The 18,391-nt window shown below is 52.7% G+C and carries 20 protein-coding genes; 7 read left to right on the top strand and 13 right to left on the bottom strand.

All coding sequences use genetic code 11. The features are described from left to right. The 3 genes from PY990_RS13615 to PY990_RS13605 form a co-directional block, all read right to left on the bottom strand. On the bottom strand, positions 1-297 hold a 297-nt coding region (locus tag PY990_RS13615; RefSeq protein WP_275272062.1), incomplete at its 3' end, for a hypothetical protein. Between the two features lie 104 nt (positions 298-401). After that, on the bottom strand, positions 402-1,100 hold the full coding sequence (locus PY990_RS13610) for a transglycosylase SLT domain-containing protein (protein ID WP_275272061.1): 699 nt from the start codon (positions 1,098-1,100) through the stop codon (positions 402-404). Continuing rightward, positions 1,069-2,829, bottom strand: coding sequence for a proline--tRNA ligase (locus PY990_RS13605; protein ID WP_275272060.1), 1,761 nt, complete (start codon positions 2,827-2,829; stop codon positions 1,069-1,071). The genes PY990_RS13610 and PY990_RS13605 overlap by 32 nt, the downstream gene beginning before the upstream one ends. A 140-nt stretch (positions 2,830-2,969) precedes the next feature. On the opposite strand from PY990_RS13605, the gene PY990_RS13600 reads away from it, so the two are divergent. After that, positions 2,970-3,530 carry an RNA pyrophosphohydrolase gene (locus PY990_RS13600; RefSeq protein WP_275272059.1) on the top strand — a complete coding sequence of 187 codons (561 nt, stop codon included), beginning with the start codon at positions 2,970-2,972 and terminating at the stop codon, positions 3,528-3,530. A gap of 31 nt (positions 3,531-3,561) precedes the next feature. Here the strand turns inward: PY990_RS13600 and PY990_RS13595 are convergent, their stop codons facing one another. The 7 genes from PY990_RS13595 to rplU form a co-directional block, all read right to left on the bottom strand. Next, positions 3,562-4,194: a hypothetical protein gene (locus PY990_RS13595; protein WP_146106553.1), complete on the bottom strand. Its 633-nt coding sequence runs from the start codon at positions 4,192-4,194 to the stop codon at positions 3,562-3,564. Then, a complete protein-coding gene (locus tag PY990_RS13590) occupies positions 4,191-4,751 on the bottom strand; it encodes a pesticin C-terminus-like muramidase (RefSeq protein ID WP_275272058.1) in 561 nt (186 codons plus the stop codon). Before PY990_RS13590 ends, PY990_RS13595 begins: the two co-directional genes overlap by 4 nt. An 83-nt stretch (positions 4,752-4,834) precedes the next feature. Next, positions 4,835-5,692, bottom strand: coding sequence for an alpha/beta fold hydrolase (locus PY990_RS13585; protein WP_275272057.1), 858 nt, complete (start codon positions 5,690-5,692; stop codon positions 4,835-4,837). Positions 5,693-5,711: 19 nt separating this feature from the next. Then, positions 5,712-6,833 (bottom strand): glutamate 5-kinase, encoded by a 1,122-nt coding sequence (gene proB, locus PY990_RS13580; protein WP_275272056.1) that lies wholly within the window; start codon positions 6,831-6,833, stop codon positions 5,712-5,714. A 5-nt stretch (positions 6,834-6,838) separates the two neighbouring features. Continuing rightward, positions 6,839-7,954 carry an Obg family GTPase CgtA gene (gene cgtA, locus PY990_RS13575; RefSeq protein WP_171100569.1) on the bottom strand — a complete coding sequence of 372 codons (1,116 nt, stop codon included), beginning with the start codon at positions 7,952-7,954 and terminating at the stop codon, positions 6,839-6,841. Positions 7,955-8,100: 146 nt separating this feature from the next. Beyond that, positions 8,101-8,361 (bottom strand): 50S ribosomal protein L27, encoded by a 261-nt coding sequence (gene rpmA / locus PY990_RS13570; RefSeq protein WP_105027263.1) that lies wholly within the window; start codon positions 8,359-8,361, stop codon positions 8,101-8,103. A 16-nt stretch (positions 8,362-8,377) separates the two neighbouring features. Further along, a complete protein-coding gene (gene rplU, locus PY990_RS13565; protein ID WP_105027264.1) occupies positions 8,378-8,689 on the bottom strand; it encodes a 50S ribosomal protein L21 in 312 nt (103 codons plus the stop codon). A 191-nt stretch (positions 8,690-8,880) separates the two neighbouring features. Here rplU and PY990_RS13560 point away from each other — a divergent pair, with 191 nt between their 5' ends. From PY990_RS13560 to zapD, 6 genes are all read left to right on the top strand, one after another. Beyond that, complete coding sequence (locus PY990_RS13560; protein WP_275272055.1) at positions 8,881-9,873, top strand: polyprenyl synthetase family protein; 993 nt, start codon at positions 8,881-8,883, stop codon at positions 9,871-9,873. Between the two features lie 108 nt (positions 9,874-9,981). Next, complete coding sequence (gene pilB / locus PY990_RS13555; protein WP_275272054.1) at positions 9,982-11,679, top strand: type IV-A pilus assembly ATPase PilB; 1,698 nt, start codon at positions 9,982-9,984, stop codon at positions 11,677-11,679. A 20-nt stretch (positions 11,680-11,699) separates the two neighbouring features. Next, positions 11,700-12,938, top strand: coding sequence for a type II secretion system F family protein (locus tag PY990_RS13550; RefSeq protein ID WP_275272053.1), 1,239 nt, complete (start codon positions 11,700-11,702; stop codon positions 12,936-12,938). Continuing rightward, the gene (locus PY990_RS13545) at positions 12,935-13,774 is read left to right on the top strand and encodes a prepilin peptidase (protein WP_206018523.1); all 840 of its coding nucleotides are present in this window, start codon (positions 12,935-12,937) and stop codon (positions 13,772-13,774) included. The genes PY990_RS13550 and PY990_RS13545 overlap by 4 nt, the downstream gene beginning before the upstream one ends. Positions 13,775-13,781: 7 nt before the next feature. Further along, positions 13,782-14,408 carry a dephospho-CoA kinase gene (gene coaE / locus PY990_RS13540; RefSeq protein WP_275272052.1) on the top strand — a complete coding sequence of 209 codons (627 nt, stop codon included), beginning with the start codon at positions 13,782-13,784 and terminating at the stop codon, positions 14,406-14,408. A gap of 120 nt (positions 14,409-14,528) precedes the next feature. Further along, a complete protein-coding gene (gene zapD / locus PY990_RS13535) occupies positions 14,529-15,290 on the top strand; it encodes a cell division protein ZapD (RefSeq protein WP_413789539.1) in 762 nt (253 codons plus the stop codon). Between the two features lie 20 nt (positions 15,291-15,310). Here the strand turns inward: zapD and PY990_RS13530 are convergent, their stop codons facing one another. From PY990_RS13530 to argJ, 3 genes are read right to left on the bottom strand one after another with little or no spacing between them, the layout of a single operon-like run. Then, a complete protein-coding gene (locus PY990_RS13530) occupies positions 15,311-16,276 on the bottom strand; it encodes a Nudix family hydrolase (protein WP_275272050.1) in 966 nt (321 codons plus the stop codon). A 5-nt stretch (positions 16,277-16,281) separates the two neighbouring features. After that, positions 16,282-17,148: an ATP-binding protein gene (locus tag PY990_RS13525; RefSeq protein WP_275272049.1), complete on the bottom strand. Its 867-nt coding sequence runs from the start codon at positions 17,146-17,148 to the stop codon at positions 16,282-16,284. 12 nt (positions 17,149-17,160) lie between these two features. Continuing rightward, positions 17,161-18,390 (bottom strand): bifunctional glutamate N-acetyltransferase/amino-acid acetyltransferase ArgJ, encoded by a 1,230-nt coding sequence (gene argJ / locus PY990_RS13520; RefSeq protein ID WP_275272064.1) that lies wholly within the window; start codon positions 18,388-18,390, stop codon positions 17,161-17,163. Position 18,391 lies beyond the last annotated feature (1 nt).

The raw sequence follows: 18,391 nt of genomic DNA, 5'->3' as shown, positions 1-18,391 counted from the left end.
CTTTCCGGGTGGCGGCATGCCGCCGGGTGGTGGGTTTCCAGGCATGTAATCGGCTTGGGTTGCAATGTCTCGCCTGCCGGTTAACTGCCAGATCGAAACACCGCCGCCGATTGGGAGCTGAACTTGTAATGGGTCGCACGATGACCAATCAGAAAACTTGCCGGTTTGGCGCGCCGAGGCAAACGATCGCGCCCCAGCGCGAAAGCCAAGACCCGACCGTGACTTTTGGAGGGCTTGGCTTAGTGCAGACTCAAGCTGACAAGCCGAAATGCCAAGTTTTCGGGCAGCGGTGACCATTCAAGTTCAGCTTCCAATAAACCAGTCCCGTGCAACACAAGCAACCCATGCCGAGTTGGCAAGAAACCCGCAGGAAACCGCAACGACAACCCTTCAATTTCAGATCAAAAATCACCCGCAATTCGAGGCGCAGGCTTCGGAGGTTCAACATAGCTGTAGCCCCAATTCCGATCCAAACGGTCATACACCAGGTTGGGATAGGTCATTTTTCCAAGGCTGCCGTTGTAACGCCCCAGAGCCCGGTCCAGATTGCCTTTTTCAATGTCGAGGTAGTGCCGCAAAATAAGGCATCCATAACGAATGTTTACGCGCGGCTCAAACAACTCCCGAGAACTTCCCCTCGATAACACATCGGTCCAAAACGGCATCACCTGCATCAAGCCAATGGCCCCGGCATGGCTAACCGCATCGGCACGAAAGTTACTCTCCACTTCAATCAGGGCAAAAATAATTTGAGGGTCAATGCCAACTCGCTGCGCCTCATAGCGAATAATCTTGATGAGTTCTGTTCGCTCGGTGAAATCGGGAACACGGCGGGCCAAACGGCGCGACATCTCGGCCATCCAGTCAATTCGATGACCAACAGAATCAAAAATTGGACGTGGTGCCGCTGGGGCACTCAAAGCGGTGCGAAGCGCCAGGCGAACATGGTCTGCCATGGGTTCATACTGCTGATTGGCAAAAACTGGCGAACCAACACCAGCGACAGCCAATACAGCCATGGCCAGCGCAAGCGCCCGGCGGGCACTGTGCGCCAACCGGGCAAACGGATTACAAACTGACTTGCCTGTTGGCAAGTTCAACACGCAACTGCTCAAAAATTTCCCCAACTTCAACATCGCGTTTTTCAACCTTGCCATCGCGAGATTGAAACTCCACTTTGCCTTCTTTCAGGCCACGGTCACCCAAGGTAACCCGCAGCGGCACGCCGATCAACTCCCAATCAGCGAACATCACACCTGGCCGCTCATCGCGGTCGTCCAGCATCACATCCACGCCAGCGTCTTTCAGCTGTTGATATAGCTTGTCGGCCTGAGCCTTCACTTCTTCGCTTTTCTTGTAGCCAATTGGGCACAACACCACCTCGAAAGGCGCGATGCTCAATGGCCAAATAATGCCGCGGTCGTCAAAGTTTTGCTCAATGGCTGCACCCAAAATACGGGTAACACCAATGCCATAACAACCCATTTCAATCACCGCTGGCTTGCCGTTTTCTTCCAGAAACTTGGCTTGCAGCGCTTCCGAGTACTTGGTGCCCAAATAGAACACGTGACCCACTTCAATGCCACGGCACATGGCTAGTGCACCTTTGCCATCAGGCGAGGGATCGCCCTCAACCACATTTCGAATATCAGCCACCTCGGGCTCAGGCAAATCACGGCCCCAATTCACGCCAGCGTAGTGATAGTCTGCGGTGTTGGCACCGCACACAAAATCACCCATGGCGGCGACACTGCGATCAGCCACAACCCGCACCTCGCCTTTCAAGCCAACAGGGCCCAAATAACCGGGCTGGGTGCCAAACGCAGCCACAATTTCAGCTTCTGTGGCCAAGCGCAGTTCTTGTACACCGGTCAGTTTGCCAAGCTTGATGTCATTCACTTCATGGTCGCCGCGCACCAGTGCCAATACAATTTGTACCTTCTTGGCAGGCTTGGTTTCATTTTTATCCAGCCACTCGTTGGCAAACACCACACTTTTCACCGTTGCGGTCAAAGGCAAACCCAACTGCGCTGCAACGGCTTCACAGGTTGAATTACCGGGAGTGTGCACCTTGTCCATGGCCTTGCTGGCGGCTGGGCGCTGCGCGGTGCAAACCGCTTCGGCCAGCTCCACATTGGCGGCGTAGTCTGAACTTGGGCAATACGCAATTGCATCTTCACCTGTGTCGGCTATCACATGAAACTCATGGCTGCGGTTGCCGCCGATTGAACCGGTGTCTGCATTCACTGCGCGGAAATTCAAACCCAAGCGGGTAAAAATGCGACGGTACGCGTCGTACATGACATCGTAGGTTTTCAAGGCAGCTTCTTGAGTACGGTCAAATGAATACGCGTCTTTCATCACAAATTCGCGGCCACGCATCACGCCAAAACGTGGGCGGATTTCATCGCGAAACTTGGTTTGAATCTGATACAGGTTCAAGGGCAACTGGCGGTAGCTTTTCACTTCCTTGCGTACCACATCGGTAATCACTTCTTCGTGTGTAGGGCCAATCACGAAATCACGGTCATGACGGTCTTTCAAACGCAGCAGCTCGGGTCCATATTTTTCCCAACGGCCACTTTCTTGCCAAAGCTCAGCGGGCTGTACCGCAGGCATGAGAAGCTCAAGGGCACCCGCGCGGTTCATCTCTTCGCGAACAATATTTTCCACCTTGCGAATGGAGCGCAGCCCCACGGGCATGTAGGTGTAAATGCCACCGGCCAGGCGCTTGATCATGCCAGCCCGCATCATCAGTTGATGGCTGATCACTTCAGCGTCAGCAGGGGCTTCTTTCAGGGTATTCAAAAAAAACTGGGTGGCGCGCATTTGCAAAAAACTCGTGAGTAATGAATTGGTTAGAACTGCGATTGTACTTTTATCCGCCCGCAGCGCGGATACCCTAGGTGTACAAACGCAGGCTGGTGCTTATAATGACTGTGAATTGTAAAGAAATCTGCGGGGCGCGTATGCTTGATAAAGAAGGCTACCGTCCCAACGTCGGCATTATTTTGACCAATTCCCGAAAGCAGGTCTTTTGGGGTAAGCGAATTCGTGAACATTCCTGGCAATTTCCGCAGGGCGGAATTAAACATGGTGAATCGCCTGAACAAGCCATGTACCGGGAACTCCACGAAGAAGTTGGCTTGTTGCCAGAACATGTTGAAATTATAGGAAGAACCAGGAATTGGTTGCGGTACACCGTGCCCGATCACTGGATTCGACGGGAATGGCGGGGAAGCTACAAAGGCCAGAAACAAATCTGGTTTTTGCTGAAATTGGTTGGAAGGGATTGTGATGTCAGCCTGCGGGCCACTGAACACCCCGAATTTGATGCCTGGCGTTGGAACGAGTATTGGGTTCCACTTGAAAACGTAATTGATTTCAAACGGGAAGTGTACAAACAAGCATTGGGAGAGTTGGCCAAACTGCTGTTTTCCAGAAATGACCCAAGGCGACTGCCTAGGGGGGATCACTGGGAACCAGCCGTGAAAACCGAGGAAACCCAAGCAAAACCTGAGTCGACATAAAAAAACGCGAACCAAATGGTTCGCGTTTTTTTTATTGGGTAGCAATCCACATGCTTTTGGACTCGTCGAAAACAAACCACACCGGAACATAAGAGCGATAACTCGCGTCCAATATTTCATCGATCACCCACACCCACATCCTTTTTGGCCTTTCCTTTTCCTGAACAAGCAAAACCGCATTCAGGACAAAATTTCGACCCTCTCCTTGGAAACTACAGGTATTCAATCCCTGTATCGCTTCCTCGCCAAACAATTGGGTCAGCGTGGCGCCATCCGCTTCAATACGTGGTCGAAGAGAATGCCTGAAACTGGTCAAATTTAAGCTTGAACACAAGGACAGGTCTTCATCAAGCGGCTTGCCGTCGGGCTTTGGCGGCCATGTTTCAGCCAGCTTCAATGCATCGCAGATCAAATAATGCGAGCGTGCAGCGTAGTTCGCTGCCGACTCGGCAACACCACCTTCATGTCGGAAATATTGTTCACAGTTGCTTACGGTACTGCCATTGGTCAATTCAAGCAAAGGTCTAGAAATTAATAGCTCCTCGGATGAGTTTTGTACTTTCTCCTGCACATTTGGATCAAGCCAGAAATAATCGTTTTGCGGGGATTCGGCACTTGAACAACCAATAAGCGCAGCAACGAAAGATAGCAGGTAGTTTCTCAAAGTGCCTTCTCCATTAAGTCCGCTTCTTTATTTCTTCTTGTGGGGTATTGATCCTCGAAATTGCGAAGTATTTTGACCGCCAGCTTCCAATCCTGAGCGACGACCGAAGCCCAAAACTTGGGTGCGGATCGGGCCAATTCCAGCCCATGTTGAAAAGATACCGAGGTAATTACAGTTTGAAACTCAGGCTTTAGATCTTCGAATTTCGTGGCACTGCTTGAAATTGCGTTGTTATAACGTTTGGCCAGTTGCGTTAAATAATGGGTTTTAACCACTTGATCAATTTGTAGACATTCGGTCGTAGAAATGCTTAGCGGGCTTTTCTCGAGTTTCCTGGCAGCGTCATGCTTTTTCAGTCCAAGATAAGGTGCCAACTTTTTAAGTAGAGAACCCTGAATGCCAAGTCGACGTAGATCATCCTCGTTACGGGCTCCCAAATCAAAGCCCGTTGCAATTGTTACGCCGCTTTTACTTTTTTCCAAATCAGGTATGTAGCCGCCGGTTCTGCACCCGCCCTCTAATTTGGAAAGAAATTCGTAATCCACCTCGTATGACATGGCTACCCTTTAAGAAAAGGCGAAGCGTATCAACAGAGATAATGCAGAGCAAAAACCACTATTTTGGGTTAATCAAAATCGGGCTAGTGCGCAAGCAATGGCTTTAAAACAGCCAACACTTTCGCCGCGTCTTCTAAATGCGGATAGTGCCCCAAACCAGCCAGTCGAATGGTTTGTTTGCCAGGCACCAGTTCCTCAAAGCGCTGCACCATGTGTTCGCCGGAAATGGGATCTTCAACACCGTCGATTAGCGCAAAGGGCATGTCGGCCCTCTGCAAGGCATGCACCCAACGGTCGCGGTTTTCTCGCCTCTCACGCATGTACTGAATCAGCAGGTGCATGCACAAGTTTCCTTTTTTGTGGGCCATCAACGTCCACGCCGCATCAATGTCGGCATCGCTCAGCCCTTCCGAGCACACGCTGCGAAGGCTGGCCGCCAACTTTTCCTTTTTCATCAAGCGTGTGAATACAAAGCCCAGCGGGCTGAGCAGCAGTTTTTGGACCAGAATGGCGCGGTGTGTTTCAGGAAACAGACCACCATTGAACATCACGACGCGATTCAATCGGAAACCCAGTTTTCCTTCAGCGTGGCGCGCAAGCAATTCTTGCCCCACGGTGTCTCCCACATCGTGAGTGATCATGGTGCATGCATCAATGCCTTTGCTTTTCAGCAAGGCTTCTGCAATGTCGGCCTGATTAAAAATGGAATGCTGCCAGGTGCGCGGCTTGTCGGAATAGCCATACCCCAGCATGTCAAATGCAATCAGGCGATGAGTTTCGGCCAGTTCAGGCCACATCAAGTGAAAATCGTAACTGGCGGTGGGAAAACCATGAATGAGCAGCAGAACGGGTTTGTTGGCGGCGGCTGTGTCTTGCACAAATATGGAGTGGCCTTTCCATTCAAATAACTGCCCGCTGTTTTTCCACATCGACAGTTCCATAGGCGCACTCCAATTCGTGTTAGGCCAATACCACCATGTTGTCGCGGTGAATCAGCTCAGGTTCATCCAGATAACCAAGGATGGACTCTATCGCGCTGGTAGGCTGCTTGGCAATTTTTTTGACCTCAGCAGCCGCATAGTTCACCAGGCCACGCGCGACTTCCTCGCCTTCGGGGCTTAGGCAGGCGACCACGTCACCACGCTGGAAATTACCCTGACAACCGGTAACACCAATCGGCAGAAGGCTGCCCTTTTTCTTGCGCAAAGCCTCTGCGGCACCCGCATCCAGCAAGAGTGAGCCTTTCAATTTCAAATGGTCAGCCATCCATTGCTTTCGCGCAGCCAGGCGACCCAGTGGTGCTTTCAGGTAGGTACCCACAGATTCGCCCTTCATCAGACGAACGAGCACATTGGGCTCGTGCCCACTGGCAATGACTGTTGCAGCACCACTGCGCGCGGCGCGCTTTGCCGCCAGAATTTTCGTGATCATGCCGCCAGTGCCTACACTGCTGCCAGCACCGCCTGCCATTTTTTCAAGCTCTGGGTTGCCCGCGGTTTCCTGGTGAATGAATTTGGCGTCTGGGTTCTTGCGTGGGTCAGCGCTGTAAAGCCCCACTTGATCGGTCAAAATAACCAAGGTGTCCGCTTCCACCAAGTTAGTGACCAAGGCACCCAAGGTGTCGTTGTCACCAAAGCGAATTTCGTCAGTGACCACGGTGTCGTTTTCATTGATGATGGGCACCACTTTGTGGCCCAACAAGGAATACAGGGTGGAACGTGCATTCAGGTAACGTTCGCGATCCGCCAGGTCGGCATGGGTTAGCAGCACCTGCGCGCACACCAAGCCATGTTCAGCAAAGCCGATTTCATAGGCGTGAACCAAACCCATCTGCCCCACCGCAGCAGCGGCTTGTAGCTCATGAATTTCGCGCGGGCGCTTGGCCCATTTCAAGCGCTTCATGCCCTCGGCAATCGCGCCCGAGGACACCAGCACCACCTCGCAGCCTTGGTTGGTCAATTCGGCAATTTGCGCTGCCCAGGCACGAATGGACTCCATGTCCACACCCTTGCCACCTTTGGTAACAAGGGAGCTGCCTACTTTGACCACCACACGTTGATTTGCCAGAGATTTCTCTGCCACGGAAATTACTCCTGATCGTCGCCAGTTTCTTGAGGATTGATGAGTGTACCTGTGCTTTCGCGGAATCGCGCATCGGGCTCGGGCGGAAACTCAACCTGCATTTGCTGCACGAGGTTTTCGTACACCGAACGCATCAAGTTCGCGGTGTTTTCGCCAGTCAAACTCGAAATGGGGTGAACCTGGCCCTGCCAACCCGTTTTCTCGCGGTAGCGGGTCACAAAATCGTCGATTTTCGCTTTCCGGTCCTCTTCCGCAATCATGTCGATTTTATTCAACACCAACCAGCGGGGCTTGGCCCACAGGTCTTCATCGTATTTACGCAGTTCCTCCACAATCGCGGCAGCCTCGTACACTGGGTCTACGTTTTCATCGAAAGGGGCAAGGTCGACAAGGTGCAACAGCACGCGGGTGCGGCTGAGGTGTTTCAAAAACTGGTGGCCCAAACCTGCGCCCTCGGCGGCCCCTTCGATCAAACCGGGCACATCGGCGATCACGAAGCTTTGGGCATGCCCAATTCGCACCACACCCAGATTGGGATGCAGGGTGGTAAATGGGTAGTCTGCAATTTTTGGGCGGGCATTGGACACCGCAGCAATCAGGGTGGACTTGCCAGCGTTGGGCATGCCCAGCAAACCCACATCGGCCAGAACCTTCAATTCCAGCTTGTAACGGGCAGATTCACCGTCTTTGCCTTTGGTGAATTGCCGTGGCGCCCGGTTCACACTGCTTTTGAAGTGAATGTTGCCCAAGCCGCCATCGCCGCCCTTGGCAATCAACACTTGCTGACCATGCTCAGTAAGGTCAGCTACTACCAAGCCGGTTTCAGCATTCACAATGGTGGTGCCAACCGGCATTTTCAAAACGATATCGGGACCGGCTGCGCCATAACAATCGGAGCCACGGCCATTTTCACCGCCTTTGGCCCGGTGTTGTTTTGAAAACCGATAGTCAATCAAGGTATTCAGGTTGCGGTCGGCTTCGGCAAACACGCTGCCACCCTTGCCGCCATCGCCGCCATCTGGCCCACCTTTCGGAATGAATTTTTCACGACGGAAGCTGCCCGAGCCATTGCCGCCCTTGCCTGCAAATACTTCGATTGTTGCTTCGTCGATGAATTTCATTTTTCTTCCCGATAACTGCGCCTAACGACCGCGCCCGACAGCTGTGCCGATTTACTTTAAAAACGAATGCACCTGGCCCAAAACGAAAATAGCCCTGCAATGCAGGGCTATTGGACCAAGCACGGTGTGCGGTGCAAACGAAGGGATTAGCCTTCGCTGACCACGCTCACAGTTTTGCGACGCAAAGCGCCTTTCACTGAGAACTGCACCTGACCGTCTGTCAGTGCAAACAATGTGTGATCTTTGCCCATGCCGACGTTGTCGCCAGCATGAAAACGTGTGCCGCGTTGGCGAATGATAATGCCGCCGGCGTTGATCGCCTGACCGCCAAACACCTTCACACCCAGTCGCTTGGCTTCTGAGTCACGTCCGTTGCGCGTAGAGCCGCCGCCTTTCTTACTTGCCATGAGTCATTCTCCTCTATCAAGCGTTGATGGCTTGGATCTGGATTTGAGTGAAGTTCTGGCGATGGCCTTGACGCTTTTGATAGTGCTTGCGACGACGCATCTTGAAGATCTTCACTTTGTCGTGACGACCGTGTGCCAAAACAACTGCCTTGACCGAAGCCCCTTGAACCAGTGGAGTACCCACTTTTACGGTGTCACCGCTACCAACGGCAAGCACTTCGTCCAGAGAGATTTCTTGGCCAATGTCAGCAGGTATCTGTTCTACTTTAAGTTTTTCACCAGCGATAACCTTGTATTGTTTACCACCGGTTTTTATGACCGCGTACATAGTTGACCTCTAAACTTTCAATGATATAAACCCGAAAAAATTCGGATAGCCCGCAATTATGCTTGGAAAGTGCAATGTTGTCAAAGCCTTGTGATCATTCATCGTTCATTCTGCTCACGAAACGCGGCTTTTGGCAAACACCCTCAAGTACAATATGCGCAACATAAATCATCCAGACATGCAGTGAACCCATGCCCAGCCCAGCGCCCAGTGTGAAAAGTGTGTTGTCCCCCATCGCGGCCGACATGCAGCAACTTGATAAGGTTATTCGAACAAGTCTGCACTCCGAGGTCAGCCTGATCAACCAGATCAGCGATTACATCATCAACGCAGGTGGAAAACGCCTGCGCCCCGCATTGGTCATTTTGACAGCCCGGGCACTGGGCGCCAACCCGCAACAAATGCAGCAAGCCATTGAATTGGCAGCAATTGTTGAATTCATTCACACGGCCACACTGCTGCACGACGATGTGGTCGATGAATCAGACATGCGCCGAGGGCGCCTGACTGCCAATGCCGAGTACGGAAATTCTGCTGCGGTGCTGGTGGGCGACTTCCTGTACTCCCGCTCGTTTCAGATGATGGTAAAAATTGGCTTGATGGACGTCATGGACGTGCTGTCGGAAGCCACCAACACCATCGCTGAAGGCGAAGTATTGCAGTTGTTGAACTGCAAAGACCCCGATGTCACTGAAGCTCGATACATGCAAGTCATCGACTTCAAAACCGCGAAGCTATTTGAGGCATCGTGCCGCCTGGCGGGCATTGTGACCGGTCAAAGCAAGGAGGCGGTCGCCAACCTGGGTCGATTTGGCGCAGAAGTAGGCAGCGCTTTTCAGCTGATCGACGACGTGCTCGACTACGCAGGAGAAAGTGCTGCTTTGGGCAAAAACGTGGGCGACGACCTTCGTGAAGGCAAACCCACCCTGCCCCTGATTCATGCGATGCAACATGCTGCACCGCAAGTACAAACCCAAATTCGGGACGCAATTGCCAACGGTGGCACTCAGGATGTCAACGCCATCATGGCAAGCATTGAGCAGACCGGCTCGCTGGCCTACACCCGAGACAAGGCACAGGCACTTTCCGAATCGGCCAAAACCCGCCTAGGGACGCTGACCGGCAATCCTTACACCGAAGCACTGGCCATGTTGTGCGATGTTGCGGTGAATCGCAACAGTTGATCTGCATGAAAAACATCCGCCTAGGTGATTGATAAGTACATACTGAATACGCATAGTTGGGCAATACAGCTGTTGATCCAAACCGTTCACTTTCAAGGACCTTGATCTATGAGCATCAGTAGTGCAATTGTCAAAAGCTCGGGGCTTGTGCGGGCACTGACCGCCAAAGGAATTCTGGACAATGCCCAGCTGGAGCAATTGACCGCCGAGGAAGCCCAAGGCCGTTCAGTGGCCGAGTGGATTGTGAACAACGGATTGGTGAGTGCCGAGCTTTTGGCCAGCACCGTTTCGCAGCATTTTGGCTACCCTTTGCTCGACCTCAGCCAGTTTGACGATACCCGCGAAGGCCTTGAGTCAGATTTGATTCAAGCTGAGAGGGGGCTGGAGGCTTTTGTATTGAATCGCCGCCACGGCTCGCTCAGCGTAGCCATGGCCGACCCCACCGACCTGAGTACCATTCAGCAACTGAAATTTCGTACTCAACTGCAAGTAGAGCCTGTGGTAGTTGAATATGACAAGTTGCTCAACCGGATTGAAAAAAACGACCCCTCTCAGGGCATGGATGAAAGCCTGCTGACCGAGGTTGAATCAGATGCAGGTAATTCGAACAACGAGGAAGCTTCGCCAGATGTCGACGATGCGCCCATTGTGCGATTCGTTCAGAGAGTGCTCAGTGATGCCCTGAAAAAAGGTGCCTCCGACATTCACTTTGAACCCTATGAGAAAAGTTACCGGGTTCGATTCCGAATTGACGGCGTGCTTCAGGAAACCTCGCAGCCGCCGCTCGCCGCAAAATCAAAAATCGCGGCGCGAATCAAGATCATGAGCCGCTTGAACACCACCGAAACCCGGGTACCCCAAGACGGCCGCATTCGACTGACCCTGGGGGCCGATGAACGCAAAATCGACTTCCGGGTCAGTACGCTGCCTACCCTGTTTGGTGAGAAAATCGTGATGCGTTTGCTCGACTCCAGCAAATCACTGCTGAAGCTTGAGCAACTCGGTTTTGACAACACCCAGCGCGCGGCAGTTGAAAAAGCCTTGGCGAAACCACACGGCATGATTCTGGTCACTGGCCCCACGGGTAGCGGCAAAACGGTGTCGCTGTACACCTTTCTGCAAATGCTGAACAACGATTCCATCAACATCAGCACTGTCGAAGACCCTGCGGAAATCAACCTGCCGGGAATCAACCAGGTCAACATCAACGAGCGGATCGGCTTGACCTTTGCCAAAGCCCTGCGAGCCCTGCTGCGCCAGGATCCCGACGTCATTATGGTCGGTGAAATCCGCGACCTTGAAACAGCCGATATTTCAATCAAGGCGTCACAAACGGGTCACAAGGTACTGTCCACCTTGCACACCAACGATGCCGTGTCGTCCATCATTCGCTTAAAAAACATGGGCGTTGAAACCTTCAACATCGCCTCCTCTGTCAGCCTGATTATTGCGCAACGGCTGGTGCGAAAACTGTGCAATTGCAAGTCACCGCACCCGCTAGGGCTACAGGCATTAACCACTTCAGGTCTGTTGAAAGAGGTCCCCCAAGAGGATTGGACACCCTTCTGCGCGGTGGGCTGTGAGGCCTGCAATGGCACAGGATACTCAGGTCGCACCGGGATTTATGAAGTGTTACCCGTATCCGAGGCCATGCAGGAACTGATCATTTCGGGTGCATCCGCGCTCGACTTGGAGCGCCTTGCCCGCCAAGAGGGCATTGCCAGCATGAGCGAATCGGGCGTTGCCAAAGTTCGCTTGGGCATCACCAGCATTGAAGAAATTCTGAGCGCGACAAAAGCCGATTAATCTGCCTGCGAGCGCGCGCAATGAATGCAAACCTGAGAGAGAAACCCCCTTCAGGGGAACTGCTGTTTTTGTGGACGGAGAAACCCAAAGGCAAGGCACAAAAGGCACGGTCCGGCGAAATCCGGGCCAGGTCAATCGACCATGCCCGTTACCAGCTCAGCCGACAAGGTGTTAAAGCCAGCTCGCTTCGAAAAGCAAAACCTTACAGCGGCAGCAAAATTCCATTGGTCTTGGTGGCCTCTTTTGTCAGACAACTTGCGGTCATGATCCAGTCAGGTGTCCCGCTGGGACAAAGCCTCGGTTTGATTGCAGGCGGCATGACCAGCAAATCCAAACGGACAATTCAAACCGTGGTGAGGGCCATTCGTGCTGATGTGGAAAGTGGTTTGAAACTCAGCGATGCCATGCGCAAACACCCCCGCTGTTTCGACAACCTGTTTTGTAACACCCTGGCTGCCGGCGAAAATGCGGGCGAACTGGACGCCGCACTGGGGCGACTGGCCACCCACATTGAAAAAACGTTGCGAATTCGACAAAAAGTGCGCAAGGCCATGATTTACCCAAGCATTGTGGTGCTCGTGGCCGTTGGCGTTACCGTGGGCATGTTGCTGTTTGTATTGCCCTCGTTCAAGGCTATTTATTCGCAGTTCAAAGCCGAACTGCCTTTGCTCACCACCCTTTTGCTGAAAGCCTCCGATTTTCTTCAAGAGTATGGATTGATTCTGCTTGCTGCATTGGGCTTGGGGGTTTACAGCCTGTTTCAGATGTACCGTCGAAATCAAAAATTCAAAAACTCAATGGACATACTGCTGTTACGCGTACCTTTGATTGGCGACCTGATGAAAACAGCTGTTCATGCCCGTTGGACACGTACTTTCGCAACGTTGAGTGCATCGGGCGTACCCATCACCTCTGCACTGGAATCTGTGGCCAGTGTGTCCCAAATTCGAAGCTTTCAGGACGCCACGCTTGAAATACGGCAAGCCGTTGCCTCAGGCGGACGGGTTTCCGATAGCATGGAAAACAGTCGGCTATTCCCACCAGAATCCATCCAGATGATCCGCATTGGAGAGGAGTCGGGCAGGATGGACTCGATGCTTGAACGACTGGCCAACCAATATGAAACCAATCTGGATGACAAAGTGGATACACTGTCCACCGTCATGGAGCCCATGATCATGTGCGTTATTGGCATACTGGTGGGCGTACTGATCGTGGGCATGTACATGCCGATCTTCAATATGGGAGATATTGTTTGACCGCACTGAATAGTATGGATCCCGCCCAATGGCTTGTGCTGAGCGCGCTGCTGGGGCTGTGCATTGGGTCTTTGCTGAATGTGGTGGCCCATCGCTTGCCTATCATGATGCAACGCGCGTGGGATGCCGACCTGGCCGAAGCCCAAGGCCGCGAACCCGAGGAATTTCCGCGCTTTAACCTGTTTCTGCCGGCCTCCCATTGCCCGGCCTGTAAAACGCCTTTGAAAGCCTGGCACAACATTCCTGTGATCTCCTACCTGCTCTTGCGTGGCAAATGTGCGCATTGTTCAAGCCGTATCTCCATGCGCTACCCGCTGGTTGAGCTGCTGTGCGGGGGTCTTTTTCTGGCCATTGCCTTGCTTAACCCGCCCGGTGTTGTGGCTCTGGCCCTGATGGCGTTTGCAGCCAGCTTGTTGGTGCTGGCGCTCATTGACCTTGACACTTACCTGTTGCCCGACAGCATTACCCTTCCCCTGTTGTGGGCTGGTTTGCTGTTTAATCTATTTGCAGAATTTGTGCCGCTGGCCAGTGCTGTCTCCGGTGCGGCCATGGGTTACCTGGTGCTGTGGCTGATTTACCAACTTTTCAAACTGGCTACCGGCAAGGAAGGCATGGGGTACGGCGATTTCAAGCTGCTGGCTGCAATTGGTGCCTGGATGGGTATCACCTCTCTGTTTAGCGTGGTGTTGTTTGCCTCCGTGTCGGGTATTGTGTTCGGCCTGATCATTCAAACCATTCGCGGAAAGAAAAAAACCGATGCCTTTCCCTTTGGCCCGTGCCTGGTCATGGGCGCACTGGCCTGGATGGCGGGCTTTGACCTGACCAAATGGATTTAAACAAGCGATGCACATTGCCTTAAACAAACCCAAGCAACTGGTGGTGGGCCTAACCGGTGGAATTGGATCGGGGAAAACCGCGGTTTCAAACCGGCTTCAAACCTTGGGTGCCACCGTCATTGACACCGACGAAATTGCCCACAGCCTGACAAAGGCAGGGGGTCTGGCCATTCCCGACATACAACAAACATTTGGCCGTGACGCCTTGCTTCCTGACGGCAGTATGAACCGCGACTACATACGGGCTTTGGTGTTCAAAGAACCTGAACAAAGAATTGCACTGGAAAAAATCCTTCATCCAAAAATTCGTCAGCTTGTTCAGCAGCAACTGGACGCCGGAGCCCCGCTTTACTTTCTGCTGGTAGTGCCTTTGTTGTTTGAAAAGGGCGGCTGGGGTGAACTGATGGATGAAATTATTGTGGTCGATTGCCCGGTAGAACAGCAGGTTCAAAGGGTGATTGAACGCAATGGCTGGCCGGAAACGCAAGTACGCGCTGTGATACAGAACCAGGCCACGCGAGAGACGCGATTGGAAGGTGCAACGCAGCTGATCCAAAACAATGGCGATCTAGCTGAACTGATTGAAAAAATCGACTTTATGCACCAAAAATTAATAAAAAAAGCGCAAAAATGACCTTGCTATTTGCATGAAAACCACAGGTGCGCCACAATCACACCTGATGTTCCTTTTAATTGCGATGGCTCGGTGACTCAAGTTACAGACGAACAACAGACCACCAATCCGGTCACTCAAATCACCACATACGAGTTTCCACTCAACGAGAGAATTCGTACCCTGTTGCGCCTTGAAGATTTATTCGCCAAATTCGGCTTCTTCATGTCGCAAGACCATCGACTGGACCATCACACCGCCCTGCTTACCCTGTTTGAAATCATCGAAGTCGGCTCAAGAGCTGATCTTAAAAGTGATCTGCTCCAGGAACTCGACCGGCAGCGCGCATCGCTGGTTCAATTTCGCGGTCACCCGGGCGTCGATCGCCACATGCTCGAAGAAACGCTGGCCAGCATTGATTCCACCGCCACGCAACTGAATCAATGCAACGGTCGATTGGGCTACCATCTGCGCGACAATGAATTCCTGATGATTATTCGCAGCCGCTGCACCATTCCAGGCGGCGTTTGTGAATTTGATTTGCCCGGCTACCACCGCTGGCAATCCCGTTCAGCCCAGGCACGTCGTGTCGACATTGAGGCCTGGTTTGAACCCATGCGGCCCTTGGCCAAAGCCATTGAATTGGTACTGAAAATTTTGCGTCACAGTGGCGAAATGAGCATCGTGACTGCCGAGCAAGGCAACTACACCCAGCAAATGAGCGGCAAAACATTTCAGTTGTTGCGGGTTGATTTGCCAAGCGATCTGGAAGTAGTGCCTGAATTCAGCGCCAACAAGTACATGTTGTGGATTCGATTCAACATTCCAAATGCCAACGGTGTGAGTAAAAACAACCCCTATCTGGAACCCATTGAGTTCAAGATCAGGCTGTGTAACCTGTAACTTGCCATTTGCAATTTTGCTCAGCCAAGCCCGAACTGGCTAAGCATGGCAATTCCATGGGCACCATGCAAATGAGCGTCCCGAATATCCTCGGCAGCCAAGCCTCCGATCGCGAACACTGGCAAACGCGCGGTCTGCGCTGATTCAAGAAACTTCTCCCAACCCAAACCTGGTTGCTCAGGATGTGAGGGAGTTGCTTTCACAGCGCCCAGCACGGCATAAGTCAAGCCGCGATCAAAAGCAATTCTCAAGCCGTCAGTATCATGCACAGAAGCACCGGCACACTGCAAATCCTGAAACTGACCCGACAACAAATGCGCTTGCGTCAAATGCAGCGGACATGGCAAAGCGTCTAAATGCTCACGCAGGTTTAGCCAGGTGTCCGAATTCAATAACATGGCCTGCCCGGTTTTCTGGCACAAACCATAACAGTGCTCAAAGGCTTGAATCAGGGCATCGCCATTTAGGGTCTTTTCACGAAACTGAAGATAAATCGGCGTCGTGGCTTTGTTCAATCCCTGTTCCAATCGCTTGGCACAAGCCTCAAACCCGGCCTCGTAATTACTTAGCGCCATCACAGTGGGCTGCGCCAATTTGGGCAGTAAGGGTTCAGTAGCTGGCAGAATCGGAGACAAGTCTGAGCTGTCAAGGCTGGCCCAAGTGAAACGCTGGTTCTCTAGCGACTTGGGGCTGCCATCAAAACGCCACACACGGTACAAATGCAAACGCACGTTGGCATGCTCGTAGTCGTGTTCAATGCGAAACCAGGGCCCACCTTCAAGGGCAGTGATGTCGAGTTCTTCTTTCAATTCACGTACCAAGGCTTGCCAAACCGTTTCATCTGGCTCCACCTTGCCACCGGGAAACTCCCAATAACCAGCGTAAGGTTTGCCCTCCGGTCTGCAACCCCACAGCACCTGGCCGTCGGCATTGAACACCACAGCCACTGCCACATCAATTCGGGGTTTAACCAAAAAAGTTGTCACTCGACTTACAAACCTTTTGAGCCAGCCCAATGCTTGGCAAACTGATAGGCCAGGCGACCACTACGGCTACCGCGCTCAATAGTCCATCGAAGTGCGATGTGACGAGCCTCATCGGTATAAGGCATGTTGAAATGCTCGAGCCAAACTTGCACGGCGGCCAGGTACTCATCCTGATTGAACGCATGGAAAGATACCCACACACCGAATCGGTCTGACAGCGACACCTTTTCTTCAATGCCTTCAGCAGGACGAATTTCGCCATTGTCCATGTGCTGGGTTTGCAGGTTGTCTTTCATCATTTGCGGCAGCAAATGGCGGCGGTTTGATGTGGCGTAAATCAACACGTTGTCCGATGTGCCCGCAATTGAGCCATCCAATACACTTTTCAATGCCTTGTAGCCAGCCTCGCCTTCCTCAAAAGACAGATCGTCACAAAACACAATGAAACGTTCGGGCCTGCCATTGACCAGGTCAACGACGTCTTGCAAAAACAGCAGGTCTGTTTTGTCGACCTCGATCAAACGCAGACCCTGAGGCGAATAGCGGCTCAACATGGCGCGCACCAAGCTTGACTTGCCGGTGCCGCGAGCACCGGTGAGCAACACATTGTTGGCGGGCAAACCTTTCACGAATTGGTGGGTGTTCTGGTCCACCTTCTCAAGTTGGGGGCCAATGTTTTTCAGCACAGCCGCATCCAGTGACTCGACTGTTTTTACTGGTTCAAGGCGTAATTGGCCCGCCCTGTGATGCAGGCGAAACGCAGTGGAGGCATTCCAGTTCGTGGGGGCTTTCATCACCCCCTGCTCCAAGGCTTGAGCGATACGGCCAAGCTGCTCGAGAATCGCTTTGGTGTCGTTGTGTTGGGTGCTCATCGCGCAGCCGTGTTAACTGCGGTAGTCCGCATTGATGGTGACATACTCATGCGAAAAGTCTGTGGTCCACACGGTGGTGCTGGCGTTGCCACGCCCCAATTGAACGCGCACGGTAATTTCTGCATCGTTCATCACCGCCTGACCTTGTTCTTCCCGATAATCGGGGTGGCGGCCACCGTTTTGGGCCACATAGACATCGCCCAGATACAGTTGAATTTTGGTTTGGTCGAGGTCATCAATGCCGGCATAACCAACAGCCGCCAAAATACGGCCCAGGTTGGGGTCTGATGCAAAAAACGCAGTTTTCACCAATGGAGAATGGCCGATGGCGTAGGCCACTTTCAGCGCCTCTTCTTCACTGCTGGCCTGCTCAACTTTCACCGTGATGAATTTGGTGGCGCCCTCGCCATCACGAACAATTGCTTGGGCCAGCTTGATCGACTCGGCCTTCAGTGCCTCGAATACGGCTGCAGCTTCTGGCTCATTACCGGTTTGAATATTCACGGCCTTGCTTTTGCCTGTGGCGATCACCACAAAACTGTCATTCGTCGATGTATCGCCATCAATGGTGATTCGATTGAATGAGGCATCCGCCATGGCTGTAGTCCACTTTTCCAGCACAGGCTGTGCAATGGCTGCATCGGTGGCCAGGTAGCCCAGCATGGTGGCCATATTGGGGCGAATCATGCCTGCACCCTTTGAAACCCCTGTGATTGCAATTTCACCTGCACCCACTTTCAGCTTGCGGCTGCTGGCTTTGGGCAAGGTGTCGGTGGTCATGATTGCGGTTGCGGCATCCAGCCAATCGGCCTTGCCCAAACCTGCAACCGCCTGATCAATGCCCAACAACAAACGATCCATGGGCAGGTTCTCAAGAATGACGCCGGTTGAAAACACCAACACTTGCTCAGGCTGAACACCCAGCAACTCGGCCACCTTGGCGGTGGTCGCCCGCGCATCGGCCAAGCCGCGCTCGCCAGTACCGGCGTTGGCACAACCGGTGTTGACCACCAAAGCACGAATTCCCTTTCCAGCCTTCAAATGAGCCTGACAAACCTGAACCGGTGCGGCACAAAAGCGGTTTTTCGTAAACACACCCGCCACACTGCTGCCCTCTGCCACACGCACCACCAAGACATCTTTTCGGTTGGGTTTGCGAATTTGGGCCATGGCATAACCCATGTCCAAACCGGCGACTGGAAACAAGGCATCAGCAGCAGGTACATTCAAATTCACAGGCATG

Source organism: Limnobacter olei, from assembly GCF_029087225.1.
GTDB lineage: Bacteria > Pseudomonadota > Gammaproteobacteria > Burkholderiales > Burkholderiaceae_B > Limnobacter > Limnobacter olei.
This window is presented reverse-complemented; position numbering and strand designations above follow the sequence as displayed.

Coding starts and splice junctions, on each gene's coding strand:
- PY990_RS13605 (WP_275272060.1), bottom strand. CDS start 2,829: ATGCGCGCCACCCAGTTTTTTTTGAATACCCTGAAAGAAGCCCCTGCT.
- PY990_RS13600 (WP_275272059.1), top strand. CDS start 2,970: ATGCTTGATAAAGAAGGCTACCGTCCCAACGTCGGCATTATTTTGACC.
- PY990_RS13590 (WP_275272058.1), bottom strand. CDS start 4,751: ATGTCATACGAGGTGGATTACGAATTTCTTTCCAAATTAGAGGGCGGG.
- PY990_RS13585 (WP_275272057.1), bottom strand. CDS start 5,692: ATGGAACTGTCGATGTGGAAAAACAGCGGGCAGTTATTTGAATGGAAA.
- cgtA (WP_171100569.1), bottom strand. CDS start 7,954: ATGAAATTCATCGACGAAGCAACAATCGAAGTATTTGCAGGCAAGGGC.
- rpmA (WP_105027263.1), bottom strand. CDS start 8,361: ATGGCAAGTAAGAAAGGCGGCGGCTCTACGCGCAACGGACGTGACTCA.
- rplU (WP_105027264.1), bottom strand. CDS start 8,689: ATGTACGCGGTCATAAAAACCGGTGGTAAACAATACAAGGTTATCGCT.
- PY990_RS13560 (WP_275272055.1), top strand. CDS start 8,881: ATGCCCAGCCCAGCGCCCAGTGTGAAAAGTGTGTTGTCCCCCATCGCG.
- pilB (WP_275272054.1), top strand. CDS start 9,982: ATGAGCATCAGTAGTGCAATTGTCAAAAGCTCGGGGCTTGTGCGGGCA.
- PY990_RS13550 (WP_275272053.1), top strand. CDS start 11,700: ATGAATGCAAACCTGAGAGAGAAACCCCCTTCAGGGGAACTGCTGTTT.
- coaE (WP_275272052.1), top strand. CDS start 13,782: ATGCACATTGCCTTAAACAAACCCAAGCAACTGGTGGTGGGCCTAACC.
- PY990_RS13525 (WP_275272049.1), bottom strand. CDS start 17,148: ATGAGCACCCAACACAACGACACCAAAGCGATTCTCGAGCAGCTTGGC.
- argJ (WP_275272064.1), bottom strand. CDS start 18,390: ATGCCTGTGAATTTGAATGTACCTGCTGCTGATGCCTTGTTTCCAGTC.